Here is a 17,122-nt window from a genome sequence, read left to right as displayed (position 1 = left end):
ACCCAGCCAGGACCAGGGACAGCAGGCCTGCCACTAAAATTCTGGCGTGGTGGAACGGGTGCGAGGCTACCATCTTAGTTGGCCACCACGTTGACCAGTTTGCCGGGAACCACTATGACCTTGCGAATTGTCTGGCCTTCGGTAAAGCGGACAACGTTTTCGTTTTCCAGTGCCAGTTGTTCCAGGCTTGCCTTGTCGATGTCCGCAGGGACATCCGCCTTGGCGCGGACCTTACCGTTGACCTGCAGCACCACCTGGATCTGACTACGCACCATGGCCTCTTTGTCGGCCTCTGGCCACTTGGCGTCCACCACGGGTTCCTCATGGCCCAATGCCTGCCACAGGCTGTGACAAATATGGGGAACGATGGGTGACAGTGTCAGCACTGCCACCTCCAGCGCCTCGTGACGAACGGCTCGGCTCTGGGGAGCATCATCGGTCAGTTTGCCCACGTCGTTCAGCAATTCCATCACCGCCGCGATGGCGGTGTTGAAGGTGAGGCGACGACTGATGTCATCACTCACTTTGGCAATGGTTTCATGGGTCTTGCGGCGCAGATCCTTCTGGGCATCGGTCAGGCTGCCCGCGTCCAGCGCTGGCATTTCGCCGCCGGCTGCCAGTTCACCCACCATGCGCCACAGGCGCTTGAGGAACCGGTGAGCCCCCTCCACGCCGCTGTCCGACCATTCCAGTGATTGCTCGGGCGGTGCCGCGAACATCATGAACAGTCGCACTGTGTCAGCACCGTGCTGATCGATAATCGCCTGAGGATCGATGCCGTTGTTCTTGGACTTCGACATCTTGGTGACACCACCAACCTCAACCGGCTGGCCGTCTTCCTTGTGAACTGCTCCAACAACCTGACCCTTGCTATCCCGTTCAACAGTGACGTCGGCTGGTGAGATCCAGGTCTTGCCGCCTTTGCCGTCTTCACGGTAGTAGGTCTCGGCCAGGACCATGCCCTGGCACAGCAGGCGGTTGAAAGGCTCTGAGCAGGTGACCAGGCCCACGTCCCGCAACAGTTTGTGGAAGAATCGTGCATACAACAGGTGCAGTATGGCGTGTTCGATACCGCCGATGTATTGATCTACCGGGAGCCAGTAGTTGGCCGCGGCCGGGTCCAGCATGCCCTTGTCATAGTTCGGGCTGCAGAAACGGGCGTAGTACCAGGACGACTCCATGAAAGTGTCGAAGGTGTCGGTTTCCAGCGTCGCGGCTTGACCCTCAAAGGTAGTTTTAGCCCACTCCGGATCCGCCTTGATGGGCGACTGGACGCCATTCATTTCAACGTCTTCTGGCAAGGACACTGGCAGCTGATCATCGGGGACCGGGCGTTCGGTGCCGTCCTCCAGGGTCATCATCGGAATTGGGGCACCCCAATAGCGCTGACGAGACACGCCCCAGTCACGCAGGCGATAGTTCACAGTGCGCTTGCCGATGCCGTTCTCTTCCAGGTAGTCAGCAATAGCATCAAAGGCTTCTTCGCTGGTCAGGCCGGTGTATTTTCCGGAGGAAACCAGGGTGCCCTTTTCGGTGAAGGCCTGTTCCTGCACATCGATCTCACGACCATCGCGGGCCGCAATCACCTGTTTGATTGGCAGGCGGTACTTCAGGGCAAACTCATGATCCCGTTCGTCGTGGCCGGGAACCGCCATCAGGGCGCCGGTGCCGTAATCCGTCAGTACGAAGTTGGCGATCCAGACGGGAATTTCTTCCTGAGTGAGGGGGTGGATCGCTTTGAAACCGGTGTCGATCCCTTTCTTCTCCATGGTGGCCAGATCGGCTTCAGCGACCTTGCTGTTGCGGCATTCTTCTACGAATTCCGCTACATCGCGATGGCGTTCGGCCGCAGCCTTGGCCAGGTAATGCTCCGCGGAAACGGCCATATAGCTGACGCCCATCAGGGTGTCGGGACGGGTGGTGTAAACCGTCAATCCATCTGTGCCATCTTTCAGCGGGAAGGTCAGTTCGGTACCGATGGACTTGCCGATCCAGTTTCGCTGCATGGTCTTGACCTGTTCCGGCCAGTCTTCCAGGTCGTCCAGATCGTTCAACAGTTCATCGGCGTAATCGGTGATGCGGATAAACCACTGGGGAATTTTCTTTTGTTCAACGAGGGCGCCGGAGCGCCAGCCGCGACCATCGACGACCTGCTCGTTGGCCAGTACGGTCTGATCCACGGGATCCCAGTTGACCGTGGACATCTTCTTGTACACCAGGCCTTTTTCATAAAGGCGGGCGAAGAACCACTGTTCCCAGCGGTAATAGTCCGGCTTGCAGGTGGCCAGTTCACGATTCCAGTCATATCCGAAACCCAGCTGCTTGAGCTGGTTCTTCATGTATTCAATGTTGGCGTAGGTCCACTTGGCAGGCGCGGTCTTGTTGGCGATCGCGGCATTTTCTGCAGGCAGGCCGAAGGCATCCCAGCCCATGGGCTGCATCACATTCTTACCCTGCATGCGCTGGTAGCGGGAAATGACGTCGCCAATGGTGTAGTTGCGGACGTGGCCCATGTGCAGTTTGCCGCTCGGGTACGGGAACATGGACAGGCAGTAGTACTTGGGCTTGCCGGGCTCTTCCTTGACGGTGAAGGTGTTGTTCTCTTCCCAGAAAGTGCGGGCATTCTGTTCTACATTACGTGGATTGTATTGCTCGTCCATTCCTGCCATTACCGAAATTACCTTGTGTGAAAAATAGAACCCTGTATCAAAACGATGTCCGGAGCGGGCCGAACATTCTAACGCACACGGAGGTTAACAGGTAGTCTGCCAAAAATCGTTTCATGTGCCAGACTTGTTATCAGGCGGGTAGGGCCGGGCAGAGGACAATTGCCCGGCCCCCGAACTTTGGTGAGGAGTCTATATGGCCGAGTCTGAACGCAGACATCTATCCGGAAAAGCCCTGGAAGTCTATGACCGGATGCTGGAACGGGTGCAGTCGCGCCTCAATGAGTTGCAGGAAACGTCCCTTCGGAATCTGGAAGAGGAAGTCCAGAAGGCGGTTGAGTTTGAGTACGAGCTGGAGGAAATGACCCGCGAGGAGGCAGACCTGTTGGGGGCCTATCTGTTGCGGGATCTGGAGCACCTCATGCACTTTGTGGAGGAGACCGGTGAGGGGCTGACGGAGTGGTTGCAGCTGGATATTGCGCTGCTTGAGCATCAGCTTGCGGACCGGCTGCTTTCTGTCGCGGACAAGACGTTGGTGGATAACCTGGAGCTGCGCCAGAAGCTGGAAAACCAGGAGGCTGGCCATTACATTTCCGGCGAGGTGGCTACCGCCGGGATGTTCCAGTGTCTGAATTGCGGCCACATGCGCTGCCTGACCGCGACCAGCCATCTGGAACCCTGTGAGGCCTGTGGTTCCCATTACTACGAACGCGTGACCAGCCGCTGGCCCCGTAAGTCGGAATAGCGGTGCACCGTGTCCCAACAAGTAGGTCGGATTAGGCGAAGCCGTAATCCGACACAGAAGTTCATGCCGATTGTTGGGTTACGCTTTGCTCATTGTGCCGTTCACCGGTAAATCCAACCTACGGTTTGGGGATAATCCGCTCCCTCACGAAGACAATGAGGATGAGCGCCAGGGTCAGCACGGGCCAGGAGCCTGTCTGCATGTAGGGCGTACTGCCTTTTGCAGTGAATACGTCACCGGTCAGGACCGCACGTTCGAATTGGGGAATGGTTTTAGCCAGTTGCCCCTTGTGATCGATGATTGCAGTGACGCCGTTGTTGGTGCCCCGAAGCATGTAGCGGCCGGTTTCCAGCGCCCGCATACGCGCAATCTGCAAGTGCTGCAGTGGGCCAATGGAATCGCCAAACCAGCCGTCGTTGCTGATGGTCAGCAGCAGGTCGGTGCCCCGGGCATTGCGGGCAACGAAATCCGGGTAAGCCACTTCATAGCAAATGAACGGCATGATGCGCGTGCCGTTGGCGATCAGAGGGGACTGGTTGGCCGGGCCCCGGCTAAAACTGGACATGGGCAGATCGAAGAATCCGATCAGTCCACGCAGCCATTGCTGAAGGGGCACGTACTCGCCGAACGGCACCAGTTTCTGCTTGTGGTACATGCCTTCCCCATTGCCAATAGCCATGATGCTGTTGTGGAACGTGAAGTCCTCAATGCGGTCGCTGAAGCCGTACCAGGGTATACCGGTGATCAGCGTGCTGTTGTCCCCCAGTTCTTCGGCAATATGATCGATGATCTTGCCGGCCTGGTCCTGGGGAATGGGGATGGCGGTTTCCGGCCACAGGATGAGATCAGTATCCCAGTAGTCGTCTGTAAGCCCGAGATATACAACGATCTGATCCCGAAGGAAGTCCGGGTCCCACTTGATCTGCTGGGGGATGTTGCCTTGCATGGAGGCAAAGGAGGTGGCTTCGTCACTGACGTTAGTCCATTCGATTTTCGATAATGCAGGACCGGTGACCCAGGGCAAGAGTGCCACTACAGCGACGAATCCGGCGCCTACTGAACGCTTGTTGAGCACCAGCCACCATGCACCGTAGATGGCGACGCCGGTAACGGTTATCCAGAAGGTTAGGCCATGTACGCCTACCAGTGGCGCAAAACCTCCCAAGGGCCCGTCCACATGGGCATTTCCGAGGTAAAGCCAGGGGAAGCCGGTCAGCAGCCAGCCACGAACCCAGTCACCGAGAATCCAGATAGCGGGAAACAGGAGTAGCCGGCGCACGAGGCTCTCTTTTGCCAATTTACCCCAGCCCCAGAAAGCGATAGCGTGAAATAACGCAAGGCCAGCCACGAATAAGACGGTCAGGAGGACCGCCAGGGGGATGGAGGTATTGCCATGCTCGCTGATGCTGATGTAGACCCAGCTGGCACCGCTGCCAAAAATTCCCAGACCGGTAAGCCATCCCGCCCGGAAAAGCTTGTGAGACGCCAGCGGAACGGTCGCCAGCAGGATCAGTACAAGAGAAACCGGGCCCAGCCACCACCACTGAAAGGGTGACAATGTCAGGGTTTGCAGGGCGCCCGCCACCACAAGGGTGACGGTTCTCAGCCAGGTTTTGCCTGACAGGCGCGTATCCGGAATCAGGGGGATGGTATCGTTATTGCTCACTACGGGTTACCTGCAGCAGACGGATGACTCGGTTATCGGCGTTCGCAATAGTAAATTGCAGCCCGCCAAATGCAACCGATTCGCCCCGCCTGGGCAGGTGGCCGAATTCTTTGAGTACCACACCGCCGATGGTGTCGAACTCTTCCTCATCCAGCTCCGTCTGGAAAAACTCATTGAAGTCATCCACCGGTGTGACGGCCTTGACGGCATAAGTGCCGTCCCCGCGGGCCTTGATGTGGGTTTCTTCATCGAAGTCGTGTTCATCTTCGATTTCACCAACGATCTGTTCCAGAACATCTTCGATGGTGATCAGGCCAGCCGTGCCGCCGTACTCGTCCACCACGATGGCCATGTGGTTGCGGTTTTCCTTGAACTCTTTCAACAGCTGGTTCAGGCGCTTGCTTTCCGGCACGAAAGTTGGCGGTCGCAGGATTTCACGAATGCACGACCAGTTGACCTCATTGTTCAGAGCCAAAGGCAGCAGATCCTTGGCAAGCAGTACGCCAATTACGTCGTCCTGGCTGTCGCCAATAACGGGAAAACGGCTGTGGGCAGAGGAGATGATTTCGCCAAGAAACTCTTTCGGTTCCTGGGCTGCCTTGACGGTGACCATCTGGGAGCGGGGGATCATGATCTCATCCACCCGCATGTCGATCACCTGCATGGCACCTTCGATGATGCTCATGGCATCGGTATCGATGATGTCCTGGGACTCGGCGTCCCGCAGGATTTCCAGCACGTCCTCGACGGACTCAGGCCCGCTGGAAAAGGCCTGTGATATACGCTCCAGCCAGGACTTGTTGCCCTGACTGCGACTCGACTGATCGTCGCTCATGAGTCTTGTTCCGCTTCCTCTGATTCGTAAGGATTGCCATACCCGAGCTGCCGCAGCAGCCGGACTTCGAGGGCTTCCATGACCTCGGCATCGTTATCTTCAATATGATCATAGCCCTGAAGATGCAGCATGCCATGCACAACCATGTGAGCCCAATGGGCCTCTGGTTCTTTATGCTGATCTTTGGCCTCTTTTTCAACAACCGGAGCACAAATGATGAGATCTCCGGCTAACGGAACTGTTATACCCGCTGGTGCCTCAAATGGGAAGGACAGGACATTGGTTGGCCCATTTTTGCCCCGGTACTGGCCATTGAGTTCCGCGCTTTCGTCAGTATCGACAATACGGATTGTGACTTCGGACGTGGTGTTCCCCAGCCAGGCACATTGAGCCCAGCGTTCAAAACTCTCCGCCGCGGGTACGCCGTGCGCTGAATGAGCCCGCTGCAGGTCTACTGTCAGTGTGTTCACTTGCCGGTGGCACTCCCGCCGTCAAAAGAGTCGTAGGCTTCCACGATGCGTTGGACCAGGGGGTGGCGAACCACGTCCCTGGCTTCAAAGCGTGTAAAGCCAATGCCAGAGACCTTGCTCAGCACGCCGGAGGCGTGAATCAGTCCGGAATTTTCACCGCGGGGCAGGTCAACCTGAGTCGTATCGCCGGTAATCACCGCCGTGGAGCCAAAGCCAATCCGCGTCAGGAACATCTTCATTTGTTCCCGGGTGGTGTTCTGACTCTCGTCCAGGATGATGAACGAGTTATTCAGGGTGCGGCCACGCATAAAGGCAAGGGGCGCAATTTCGATCACACTCTTTTCAATCAGCCGGGTGACATGGTCAAAGCCCAGCATCTCATAAAGGGCGTCGTACAGTGGGCGAAGGTAAGGGTCCACTTTCTGGGCCAGATCGCCCGGAAGGAAGCCCAGCTTCTCACCGGCTTCCACCGCCGGACGAACCAGCAGGATGCGTTTGACCTGCTCATCCTTCAAGGCTTCCACCGCACAGGCGACCGCCAACCAGGTCTTTCCGGTGCCGGCCGGGCCAATACCGAAGTTGATGTCATGGGTGCGGATATTGTGCACATACTTCTGCTGGTTGGCGCCGCGGGGCTTGGCCTGCAGTTTGGGGGTTTTGATGACGGTAACAGAGCCGTCGTAGGGAACATCTTCCGGCAGGCGCTCGAAGCCGGTTTCACGAATGAACAGGTGAACGGTATCGGGGGAAATATCGTCAGTGGCGTCGGTTTCCCGATACAGGTGCCGGATAACCTCGACGGCCGCAGCCACATGCTCGGTTTCGCCTTCCACACGGAAATGGTGGTTACGGCGGCCAATCTTGACCCGCATGCGCCGTTCAATGTGCTTGAGATGCTCATCGAACTGGCCACAGAGAGTGGTCAGCCGGTGCTGATCGACCGGGTGCAGATCAAATTGTCTGGAATCGTTGGCTTTCAAAGGTGCTCCGTTTTTACTCCCGTGGTTTGCCGGGAGTCAGCTTTTCTGAATTTTGAGTCAGGTCGGGGTGTGGGGCACCTTCCACAGACACGCTACGAGCACATCCATGTGCGCTTGTTTCGGGCCGTCCATGGCCCTCAACAGTCTGTGGAAGGTGCCCCACACCCCAACTTAACTAACTATTTGCAGGCCCGAAACTGAAAAACAAGTAGGTCGGATTAGACAAGGTCGTAATCCGACAAAATTCGAGGTCGCATGTTTTTGTTGGATTATTATTTCGTCTAATCCAACCTACGATAAAACCGCTTATTGGAATTTCCTCAGCGCGTGCACGCTCGTAGTCAGCGGAGAGTGGTGGGGCTTCCCTCCCAAAAATTTCGGAGGCCATGGATGGCCGGAGAGAAGCGCACACGGACGTGCTTGTAGCGGTTTTTGGGAGGGAAGCCCCACCACTCGCCATGCTCCAAGCTCGAACCAATAAGAGCCGAACCCTAAAACAACTCCGCGTTAACAGGCACGCCGCGTAAGGAGTTGGGATAAGCTTCAACAATCTCGACGTCGATGAAGTGCCCCACAACATTCGGATTCTCATGCCGGAAATTCACAATCCGGTTATTCTCCGTCCGGCCCGCGAATTCTCCCGGGTCTTTCTTGGACAGGCCAGTCACCAGAATACGCTGAGTCGTGCCCACCATCTTGCGGCTGATATCCATGACATTCTGATTCAACCGGTCCTGCAGAATGCTCAGGCGTTGCTTCTTCACCTCCATCGGAGTGTCATCCGGCAGATCCGACGCCGGAGTACCCGGGCGGGCGCTGTAAACGAAGCTGAAAGACATATCGAAGCCGATATCATTGATCAGCTTCATGGTGTCCTCAAAGTCTTTCTCGGTTTCGCCGGGGAATCCGATAATGAAATCCGACGAGAAGCTGATGTCCGGCCGGATCTTGCGCAGGCGGCGGAGCTTGGATTTGTACTCCAGCGCCGTGTGACCACGCTTCATGGCTGCCAGGATACGATCCGAACCGCTTTGAACCGGCAGGTGCAGATGGCTGACCAGTTCCGGGACCTGTTCGTACACCTCGATCATGGCATCGGTGAACTCCACCGGGTGTGACGTGGTATAGCGGATGCGGTCGATGCCGTCGATGGCGGCCACCAGGGTGATCAGTTCCGCCAGGTCCATGGTGTCGCCATCGTGGGTTTCACCACGGTAGGCGTTAACGTTCTGGCCCAGCAGGTTCACCTCACGCACGCCCTGGCTCGCCAGGTGTGCCACTTCTGCGATCACGTCGTCCGCCGGACGGCTGACTTCCTCGCCACGGGTGTAAGGCACCACGCAGAAGGTGCAGTATTTGCTGCAGCCTTCCATGATGGACACAAATGCCGATGGACCGTCAGCGCCGGGCTCGGGCAGGTTGTCGAACTTCTCGATTTCCGGAAAGCTGACGTCCACCACGCCAACACCGTTACCCTTGGAGCGCACTTCGGTAATCATGTCCGGCAGGCGGTGCAGGGTTTGTGGACCGAACACCATATCCACATACGGGGCGCGGTCGAGAATAGCCTGACCTTCCTGGCTGGCCACGCAGCCGCCCACGCCGATGATCAGGTCCGGTTTTTTGCTTTTGAGTCCCTTCCAGCGGCCGAGCTGGTGAAACACTTTCTCCTGGGCTTTCTCGCGAATGGAGCAGGTGTTCAGCAGAAGAATGTCGGCGTCATCGGGTGTGTCCGTCATTTCGACGGTTTCACCGGTTTTGAGCAGGTCCGCCATTCGGGCAGAATCGTACTCGTTCATCTGACAGCCGTGGGTCTTGATGTACAGCTTCTTGGCCATGATTCTCACGTATTCTGGTGGATGTGGCGCCGGGCTTGCGGTTGTATCCAGAGGCGCTAGCAAAAAAGGAACTGCGTATTATAACGGGGTGATCAATCCGCAACCACCATTGTCTCGGCTAGTTACTAGTTCCGTTATGGTATTATTCGCTTCGTCGGATCTCCGACAACCCAATAACCAACCCATACAACGCTATGACCCCTGAACGCCTGGCCCGAATCAAACAAACCCTGAACACCCGCCAACCGGATCTCAGCGTCCTTACCGACCAGGTTCATAAGCCCAGAAACCTGTCCGCCATCATCCGTTCCTGCGATGCGTTCGGCCTGGCCAATATGCACACTGTCTGGCCAAAAGAAGGTTTCCGCGCATTCCGTAAAACCGCCGGTGGCAGTTACAGCTGGGTGACCACCCATACCCATCGAACCATGGAAGACGCCATTGGTGCGCTGAAAGGGCAGGGTCACAAACTTTACGCCGCCCAGCTTTCCGATCGCGCCATCGATTACCGTGAAGCCGATTTCACGGTGCCCTGTACGGTGATCATGGGCAATGAAGTCGATGGGGTAAGCGCCAGTGCGGCCGAATTAGCGGACGAACACATCGTGATACCAATGATGGGCATGGTGGAGTCCCTGAACGTTTCCGCTGCCTGCGCCATCATTCTCGCCGAAGCCCAGCGCCAGCGAAAAGCCGCAGGGCTATACGATTACCGGCGTCTGCCGGACGACGAATACAACCGCCTGCTCTTCTGCTGGTGCCAGCCAACCGTCAAACGATATTGCGATGACCGCAACCTGCCGTATCCGCCCATTGATCCGGATACCGGCGAGCTTATTGATGGTGTCGGCTGGATGCAGGGCGTTCGTGAACTACGTAAGAATCGTCGCCGCTGGGATGATCCGCCGGTCGCACCGGCTATTGAGGAATCGGATCAGGGCTGATCCGACTTCCCGGTGATTTTCGGGCTACCATTTGTCCAGTTGAAGGCCGTGTGTTTTCAGGTAGTCGCCGTGTTCCTTCAGGTACGCTTTCGTTCTCTCCTGGAAATGCGATGGGTCCCCTTCAACGGGTTTGGCTTGTAGGCGCATTACTTCTACTTCGTTGCCGATCTGGCTCTGAATCCACATAACAATCTGCCCTCCTGGAGCCAAGCCGATTGTTAGGGTGTGACGTGGCACCTTTCGAACGTCGACATTTGTTACAACCCTCGCTGGCTCACGCATTCTCTCATTTAAACCCGCAGGGATTTGGATCAAGTGTGCGTAGTGCTCCTGCTCGGCAAAAGAAAACCAGTGTATCCAGATTAGTTCTGGGAACGGGTCTGTCGCCGCCCCCGGCCCAGCGGGGCCTTTTGGTCCCTTCCAGCAGCATTTCACAGTGCCTCCGGGTTGGCGCCAGCTGCGTTCGCCGCTTTTCTCCAGAAGAACATCCATAAGCCAAACGTCATAATGCTCTGGGGCTGCGAATGTGACTCGGCGGTGTTCTCCGGTATCGCTGGTTATGGACGTGCAGCCTTGGCAGGCAATCAATGTGATGCAGATCGCGCATCTGAGAAAGATGGTAAGCATCAGTTGTTCTCCGTGTTGAAGTAGACGGTCCGCTGTCTCCCTTCTTCGGGCATGTTGGTATTGAAGTTACGTAGAATTCTAAGGCTCAATGGAACACCCTTTATTGCTGTATTTATGCTGTTGTAATGAGCTGAGTAGTGGATGTAGCGCTGCATCAAAAGATTGAGCTGCGGAGTGTTCAATCTTGGAGAGTTCTCACCAGCGTCAATTTGCTCCTGCAGGCTTTGATGTATGGGGGTTAGTTCTTCTGGTATTTGTGTGTTCCCACTCTTTGGGATGGGCGTAAAAATAACACCCGACTGTTTGGCTAATCTATGCATTAGGGCAAGGGCAACGCGAGAGTATCCTCCATTGATGGAGCGGTACATACGGAGCGCAAGTTCGACCCTACCATCAGGAGCGGGATGCTCGGATCTTTTTGTGAGAATCTCCAGTCGCGGCTCTCTCTGACTCAGATTATTGCGGGTTTCTGTACCAGGAGAACGGGCAGTAGGCTGGGCAACGGGGAGGCTGTATTCTCCGACCCAACGTTCTGATTCGAGGTCTTTCTTCAGGACCTCCAGGGTATCCCACTGCATGGTTTCTTGGGGCCAAGGGAATCGGTCGCGGCTGATAGGGTGGAGAGGGCTGATTAGCACATCCTCTTGCTGCAGTTCAGGATATCCGCCTCCAATGTCAGAGTGTGCTCCAGGCAGTTTAATTTCCCGAAAGTTTGGAGGTAACTTTGTATCCGGGCCGCGGAGGCTATTAAGTGCAAATAGCTTCCGATGTTCCTGCTCGGCGGTCAGCTGAACAGCCTTTGTGACCTTCTTCGGATCGAGAAAAAGTCTGACTGGCACGTTATTGTCATTTGCTGCACTGAGATCCCCATTAGCGATGTTTAGTATTGCAGCCACAGAATCAAACAATCCTACAAATCTGATCTCCATCGCTTTAGGCCAAGCTAATCCACGGGCATGCAGGGCTTTTCCGAAGATACCTTTCTCTTTTCGGTTTATTTCGTAAACTGCATGTCGGGCTGCCGCAGCCCCTCTACTGAAGCCGAATATATCGAAAACTAATTTATGAATTTGTTTCCCCTGAACCCGACTCTCAATCTGTAAAGCCAGTTCTTCGAAGGTCTTTACCACTTGTTGGACAATTCCTGTATCTCCCATGCCGGTTGCTGCGCTGATTAAAGAATCCCCATCTCCGGTTTCAGTGCCTACACCTGCTGCGTACACTTTTAGCTGGTACCTACGGGAATTTTTGTCTTGTAAGTCTGTGTCTGGATACAGCTCCCAAAGTTTGGCCACGTTACTGGGCGTATTCCTGTAGCTGCTGCCCATCATTAACCCTAAGCATCGTCTACACTCGGCTATTTCGATCTCATCGTATTCGCCGGATTTCTGACATTCCTTTTCCAGTTCCTGTGCTAAAAGCTGGCTATTAAACGCATTATTCAACGTCCCATCAGTAAAAATCCCCACCTCAACATGAATCTCCGGCTCCTCTTCTTTCTGCTCGCTCGCGTCTTCCCCGGATTTAATGCCGGCAATGGTAGTAGCCATAACCGAGGCTGCTGATTCGAGGGTGGAGGACGCCTGTTGGGGCCGATGCTGCTGATACTCGTCCCTTTCAGGACGTGGGCGAGGCGCAGGAGCAGGCGAGCCCATGCAGAACGGTCCGCGCTTGATATCCTGTGGTGTCAGCTGAGACGTGTTCAGGTCCTGCATGGGGTAGCCGAGGCCAAAGGGCAGTTCGCTACTGGGTTTCCACTCACCTCCGTTGACCAGGTCGGGGTTCTCTCGCCATATGACCACCGGGGAGACGGGGCCTTCGTCCAGTGGTCCGTGGACGAGAAACGCATCGCCTGCAGCGACCAGATTCACGGTCAACTCGCAGAGGTCCACCCGGTCGTACGGCTGTAACCTGAGCAGTTGGCGCAGCTCCTGTTCGCGAAATTGTCCTGCGTTGATTTTGCGGCGGGTCTCGGAAGCTGCCAGGAACGGGCTTTCTATCCGTGGAATATCGTAGGGGGTCAAATCCATTGACCGCTTGATTTGCATCGTCACCACTCCTTGCTGACGTTTTGTTTTTCGGCGGGATAAGCATACCGAATTCCGGACCAATGTAACCGTTTTGTGTCACATTTCAGTCAGTCGGTGATCAATCGCTGGCTTGTTCCGGCAAAGGTTTGTTGATAAGTGCCGTCTTCAATCAGTTCCTGGACTGCGGCATCAAAGTGGTGCCTTAGCCAGATGCCCCGATCTGACAGATGAAACCGATAAGCGAGCTCATTTACGCCAAACTCATCGCCGTGATGAATCATGGCGCGCAGCCCCAGGCGGCTCAGAAGCGCCACGCCATCGGACTGGTACTCGATAGTGGCATCAATTCGCTCGAGCGCCAGCATATGCATGTTTTGCTCCAGCGAATTGGTGCGTTGAATCTGGATTCCCGGGTGATTCAGGAACTCACTTGGATAAAATCGTCCCCGAATGGTGCCAACTCTAAGGCCCTCGAGGCTTTCAATCGTGTTCAGTGGGCCTGTGTCGTACCGGGTGAAAATCACGAAGCCGTAAGTCAGGGCAATCGGCATACCGGTTATACCGGGTTGCTCCGGGTCGCCCACTATTTCAGGGAAAAGGACATCGGCCGTCCCGTCGCGGAACATCTTGTTGGCTCTTGCCCAGTGGTCAATATTCACTGCCTCGCAGTCGACATCCCGCAGCTTCAGGCGTTCTATAACGTGCTGAGTCCATTCTGCGTTGGCATTGGTAAGAGTCTGATCACTTGTTGGGCCATTCACTACAAGGCAGGGTGGTTCTGTGGCGGGAGCAGGTATTGACCACGCCAAAGCAGACAGTGCGAGAAAGATCCTGCAGATATGGTAAATAGCTGGAGTGTATAAAGACAGCGAGAGCACTTTCATTGCAGCCTACCATTGAAGGAAGTTCCTCCAGCTGTGCTTGGTACCCGCGGCTGGTAAGACGAGAACAACGTTTGTTCTCAATTAATATTAGGTCACTTGCCAGAAAACGAAAGGGATGTATGAGGTCGGAAGATAGGGAAGGGAGGTGTCGGGCGACACCTCCAGGTTCGGGTTTAGTCGCGGTTTTCAAGGTAGCGCTGCAGTTGCTCGCGTAGCGCCTTTGGTAGCCGAGTAATGGTCAGAGCGTCCTTGTCCTTGTCATAGTAGACCGCCTGGTTTACCAGGTCCGATGAGAATGACACGCTCATGCCACCGCCGGAACCGGCGATGCGCACCAGTTTCTTGACCTTGCGGTGGTCCGGGTGCAGTACGCCGCTCTCAGGCAGTTCGGCGGCCTGAGAGGCAAACTCTTTAAAGCGCTCCGGCTGATTCTCATCAAGGTAACCAGACAGGGCTTCAATGGCAACGGGTTCGCCCAGGGCGTGCTGCTCCTTGCAGAATTCATAGGCACGGGCGCGCACTTTACCGGCCTCTTCGGGCTCGGAGGTTTTTGCGAAAGCCTCCACCGCATCCAGGAATGTAACGGTTTCTTTTTCCACATCCACCTGATTGGTGAAACCACACAGCTTGATGAACAGGTCACCGCCTTCACCGGTACCACGGGCGTGCACCAGGGTCAGGTAATTCTCGCCGGGGTTGTCACCGCGCCAGTCGTCCAGTTCGATGCGGGCTGCCAGGTTCAGGCGGGAAAGGCTGAGAATATCGGTAGCATCCAGTGTCTGTTTGGCATCAAAACGCATGGCGCTGTCGTTTTCCAGGATCAGCAAATAGACCACCTCGGAATCGGCCAGAGCTTCGTGCACAATCATCAGGTGCCCCTCGAATTCCTCCTGGGCGCCGTTCAGCAGTTCCTGCCATTGTCCGAACAGGCGGTCGGTCAGGGAAGTGAAAGACTGCTTGTCTTCCAGGTAGTCCTTCAGCCAGCTGCTGAAAGGACTATCGCCGATATCATCGGAGAAGCGGCCGTATTTCTTGCCGGGTTTGCTGTTGAACAGGCGCTTCATCTGCTTGTGAAGGGCCTCGTAGTCGCCGCCCGGTTCGGTCAGGGCCTCGCCTGGACGAACCCGTGCCGGTTGTCCGGGCTGATACTGGCTGGCAAAGAGAGTACGAAGCTGCTTGATGGCCATGAAATCGCTTTTCCCTGGTTAGTAAAAAAACAAAGCCCTGAGGGCTAACCCCCAGGGCTTGGCATTGTACCGATTTTCCGGACCCGGTGAATTGTCGGATTACGCTTTGCTAATCCGACAACCAGCATGACGGAAACCTCCCGCAAAATCCGGTCGGTCACGGGGTGGGGTGCCTTTTTCTGCCGGAACAAAGGTGTCTGAGCGAAGCGAGTTCTTTTTCCAGAAGAAAAAGGTACCCCGCCCCGGGACCAGCCACCTTATGCCCGAAGTCCAGGCATCAAATCCGCTTGTGACGAACCAGATCCTGCACCAACTCATAAACCGCATCAGGGATATCCTGGTCGCTGTCTGCGGAAGCCGTAGCCGTCGCGACATCGGAACCCAGGTTAACCGCAACCGCAATCAGCCCATGGGCGGACAGCAGTTGAGCAGTACGGCGGCGATCTTCCGCCGTGCCGGCATTATCCTCGCTGAGTACGACCGTGGTCTTACCCTGATCAAACAGTGCGCGCTCTACAGCCAGTGCCAGTGCCGGCGCTTGCTTGCCGTTGCAGGCAATAATGGCCGGCTTCTGCGCCAGGCGGCGGGCACGTTCTTCCACGCTGACCGGTTCCAGGGATTCCACGTCACTCGCGGTACCGGCGATCATGCCAGCGCCCACCGTTACGTTGGTCAGCCTGTCGATCACGATAAAGCTGCCAGTCGCGTGGTTGCGTGGGTATGCGTCAAACGCGATTGGCTGGCTCAGGGTCAGCTCGCAAAGCCCAATTTCGTTGAGCTGAAGCTCTGTTGGGTTGTTCTTCTGCTCAAGGGTGTTCACGTCTGTCTGGTGGTGAATTGTCTTCACGGTGCCAGAGGTAAACGTTGGCCCTAGCTTGATGTCATACAGCCGGCCGGTTTCCAGGGGGGCGTCAGTCATCCACACGATGTTGGCGTTGAAACGGTTGCCCACTTCCGGCTCATCTTCCGCTTTGACCAGCATGTCACCACGGCTGATATCGATCTCATCATTCAGGGTGAGGGTGACGGCCTGGTCGATGTAAGCCTCTTCCACGTTCCCCTCAAAGGTGACGACCTCCTTGACCGTACTGGTGCGGCGGGACGGTAAGGCCATAACCTTGTCCCCGGGGTGGATAACACCAGAGGCAATAGTGCCGCAGAAGCCTCGGAAGTTCAGGTTGGGGCGGTTGACATACTGAACCGGGAAGCGGAAGTGCTCCAGGTTCTTGTCCCTGGAAACTTCCACGGTTTCCAGGATTTCCATCAACGGCTGGCCGGTAAACCAGGGCGTGTTCTCGCTCCGGTTAACCACATTGTCGCCTTCCAGAGCCGAGATCGGCACGAAACGGATATCCTTCAGGCCTAGCTTGGCGGCAAACGCCAGGTACTCGTCTTTGATCTCGTTGAAGCGCTCTTCACTGAAGTCCACCAGATCCATCTTGTTGATGGCGACCACAATGTGGCGGAGGCCCAGCAGGGAAGCGATATACGAGTGCCGGCGGGTCTGAGTCAGAACGCCGTAACGGGCGTCAATCATCAGGATTGCCAGCTGCGCAGTGGAAGCACCGGTGGCCATGTTGCGGGTGTACTGTTCATGGCCTGGCGTGTCGGCGATGATGAACTTGCGCTTGTCCGTGGAAAAATAACGGTAGGCCACATCAATGGTAATGCCCTGTTCCCGCTCTGCCTGCAAACCATCGACCAGCAATGCCAGGTCCAGCTTTTCACCGGTGGTGCCCACTTTGGCGCTGTCGGTTTTCAGGCTCGCCATGTGATCTTCATAGATCATCTTGGTGTCATGGAGCAGGCGGCCAATCAGGGTGCTTTTACCATCATCGACACTGCCGCAGGTCAGCAGGCGCAGCAGTTCCTTGTTCTCGTGTTGCTTCAGGTAGGCCTGAATATCTTCGGCGATCAGATCAGACTGGTGTGACATCTTAGAAGTACCCTTCCCGCTTTTTCTGTTCCATGGAGCCGGCTGAATCGTGGTCGATCACGCGACCCTGACGCTCGGAGCTGGTGGCCAGCAGCATTTCCTGAATAATCTCCGGCAGCGTGGTGGCTTCGGATTCGATGGCACCAGTGAGGGGATAGCAGCCCAGGGTGCGGAAGCGGATGGATTTCATCATCGGCTTTTCGCCTTCTTTCAGGGGCATGCGATCGTCGTCCACCATGATCAGTGTGCCGTCCCGCTCAACGACCGGACGCACGGCGGAGTAGTACAGCGGAACAATCTCGATATTTTCCAGG

General features: G+C 56.0%; 13 protein-coding genes and 1 pseudogene. 2 read left to right on the top strand and 12 right to left on the bottom strand.

All coding sequences use genetic code 11. The annotated features are described in order from the left end of the window. Positions 1-74: 74 nt before the first annotated feature. Positions 75-2,660 (bottom strand): leucine--tRNA ligase, encoded by a 2,586-nt coding sequence (gene leuS / locus MARLIPOL_RS01685; protein ID WP_012136324.1) that lies wholly within the window; start codon positions 2,658-2,660, stop codon positions 75-77. 202 nt (positions 2,661-2,862) lie between these two features. Here leuS and MARLIPOL_RS01680 point away from each other — a divergent pair, with 202 nt between their 5' ends. Beyond that, complete coding sequence (locus MARLIPOL_RS01680) at positions 2,863-3,411, top strand: zinc ribbon-containing protein (protein ID WP_012136323.1); 549 nt, start codon at positions 2,863-2,865, stop codon at positions 3,409-3,411. 118 nt (positions 3,412-3,529) lie between these two features. Here the strand turns inward: MARLIPOL_RS01680 and lnt are convergent, their stop codons facing one another. From lnt to miaB, 5 genes are all read right to left on the bottom strand, one after another. Continuing rightward, positions 3,530-5,059, bottom strand: a complete 1,530-nt coding sequence (gene lnt, locus MARLIPOL_RS01675; protein ID WP_051123092.1) for an apolipoprotein N-acyltransferase — start codon at positions 5,057-5,059, stop codon at positions 3,530-3,532. A 7-nt stretch (positions 5,060-5,066) separates the two neighbouring features. Continuing rightward, complete coding sequence (locus tag MARLIPOL_RS01670; protein ID WP_012136321.1) at positions 5,067-5,912, bottom strand: HlyC/CorC family transporter; 846 nt, start codon at positions 5,910-5,912, stop codon at positions 5,067-5,069. Further along, entirely contained in the window at positions 5,909-6,382 is a 474-nt protein-coding gene (gene ybeY, locus MARLIPOL_RS01665) for an rRNA maturation RNase YbeY (protein WP_012136320.1), read from the bottom strand. The genes MARLIPOL_RS01670 and ybeY overlap by 4 nt, the downstream gene beginning before the upstream one ends. Beyond that, positions 6,379-7,362: a PhoH family protein gene (locus tag MARLIPOL_RS01660; RefSeq protein ID WP_012136319.1), complete on the bottom strand. Its 984-nt coding sequence runs from the start codon at positions 7,360-7,362 to the stop codon at positions 6,379-6,381. The genes ybeY and MARLIPOL_RS01660 overlap by 4 nt, the downstream gene beginning before the upstream one ends. A gap of 491 nt (positions 7,363-7,853) precedes the next feature. Further along, the gene (gene miaB / locus MARLIPOL_RS01655) at positions 7,854-9,200 is read right to left on the bottom strand and encodes a tRNA (N6-isopentenyl adenosine(37)-C2)-methylthiotransferase MiaB (RefSeq protein WP_012136318.1); all 1,347 of its coding nucleotides are present in this window, start codon (positions 9,198-9,200) and stop codon (positions 7,854-7,856) included. Between the two features lie 194 nt (positions 9,201-9,394). Between miaB and trmH the strand changes: the two genes are divergently transcribed. Further along, positions 9,395-10,144: a tRNA (guanosine(18)-2'-O)-methyltransferase TrmH gene (gene trmH / locus MARLIPOL_RS01650; RefSeq protein ID WP_012136317.1), complete on the top strand. Its 750-nt coding sequence runs from the start codon at positions 9,395-9,397 to the stop codon at positions 10,142-10,144. A 24-nt stretch (positions 10,145-10,168) separates the two neighbouring features. Here the strand turns inward: trmH and MARLIPOL_RS01645 are convergent, their stop codons facing one another. The 6 genes and pseudogenes from MARLIPOL_RS01645 to MARLIPOL_RS19010 all read right to left on the bottom strand — a co-directional run. Beyond that, the gene (locus MARLIPOL_RS01645; protein ID WP_012136316.1) at positions 10,169-10,771 is read right to left on the bottom strand and encodes a DUF2931 family protein; all 603 of its coding nucleotides are present in this window, start codon (positions 10,769-10,771) and stop codon (positions 10,169-10,171) included. After that, a complete protein-coding gene (locus MARLIPOL_RS01640; RefSeq protein WP_012136315.1) occupies positions 10,771-12,819 on the bottom strand; it encodes a phospholipase effector Tle1 domain-containing protein in 2,049 nt (682 codons plus the stop codon). Before MARLIPOL_RS01640 ends, MARLIPOL_RS01645 begins: the two co-directional genes overlap by 1 nt. Before the next feature lie 89 nt (positions 12,820-12,908). After that, positions 12,909-13,562, bottom strand: coding sequence for a substrate-binding periplasmic protein (locus tag MARLIPOL_RS01635; protein WP_012136314.1), 654 nt, complete (start codon positions 13,560-13,562; stop codon positions 12,909-12,911). A gap of 296 nt (positions 13,563-13,858) precedes the next feature. Beyond that, the gene (locus tag MARLIPOL_RS01630; RefSeq protein ID WP_012136313.1) at positions 13,859-14,872 is read right to left on the bottom strand and encodes a nucleoid-associated protein; all 1,014 of its coding nucleotides are present in this window, start codon (positions 14,870-14,872) and stop codon (positions 13,859-13,861) included. A 277-nt stretch (positions 14,873-15,149) separates the two neighbouring features. Continuing rightward, positions 15,150-16,808 (bottom strand): sulfate adenylyltransferase subunit CysN, encoded by a 1,659-nt coding sequence (gene cysN, locus MARLIPOL_RS01625; RefSeq protein ID WP_012136312.1) that lies wholly within the window; start codon positions 16,806-16,808, stop codon positions 15,150-15,152. 1 nt (position 16,809) lies between these two features. After that, positions 16,810-17,122 (bottom strand): annotated as a pseudogene (locus tag MARLIPOL_RS19010) (sulfate adenylyltransferase subunit CysD); the annotation flags it as partial.

The sequence above is a fragment of the Marinobacter lipolyticus SM19 genome (assembly GCF_000397065.2).
Classification (GTDB): Bacteria; Pseudomonadota; Gammaproteobacteria; order Pseudomonadales; family Oleiphilaceae; genus Marinobacter; species Marinobacter lipolyticus.
The sequence above is the reverse complement of the archived record's forward strand: the minus strand, read 5'-3'. Positions and strand labels throughout refer to the sequence as shown.

Excerpts from the sequence above, each read along its gene's own strand:
- MARLIPOL_RS01680 (WP_012136323.1), top strand. The coding sequence starts at position 2,863 with ATGGCCGAGTCTGAACGCAGACATCTATCCGGAAAAGCCCTGGAAGTC.
- leuS (WP_012136324.1), bottom strand. The coding sequence starts at position 2,660 with ATGGACGAGCAATACAATCCACGTAATGTAGAACAGAATGCCCGCACT.
- MARLIPOL_RS01645 (WP_012136316.1), bottom strand. The coding sequence starts at position 10,771 with ATGCTTACCATCTTTCTCAGATGCGCGATCTGCATCACATTGATTGCC.
- miaB (WP_012136318.1), bottom strand. The coding sequence starts at position 9,200 with ATGGCCAAGAAGCTGTACATCAAGACCCACGGCTGTCAGATGAACGAG.
- cysN (WP_012136312.1), bottom strand. The coding sequence starts at position 16,808 with ATGTCACACCAGTCTGATCTGATCGCCGAAGATATTCAGGCCTACCTG.
- trmH (WP_012136317.1), top strand. The coding sequence starts at position 9,395 with ATGACCCCTGAACGCCTGGCCCGAATCAAACAAACCCTGAACACCCGC.
- MARLIPOL_RS01640 (WP_012136315.1), bottom strand. The coding sequence starts at position 12,819 with ATGCAAATCAAGCGGTCAATGGATTTGACCCCCTACGATATTCCACGG.
- MARLIPOL_RS01670 (WP_012136321.1), bottom strand. The coding sequence starts at position 5,912 with ATGAGCGACGATCAGTCGAGTCGCAGTCAGGGCAACAAGTCCTGGCTG.
- MARLIPOL_RS01630 (WP_012136313.1), bottom strand. The coding sequence starts at position 14,872 with ATGGCCATCAAGCAGCTTCGTACTCTCTTTGCCAGCCAGTATCAGCCC.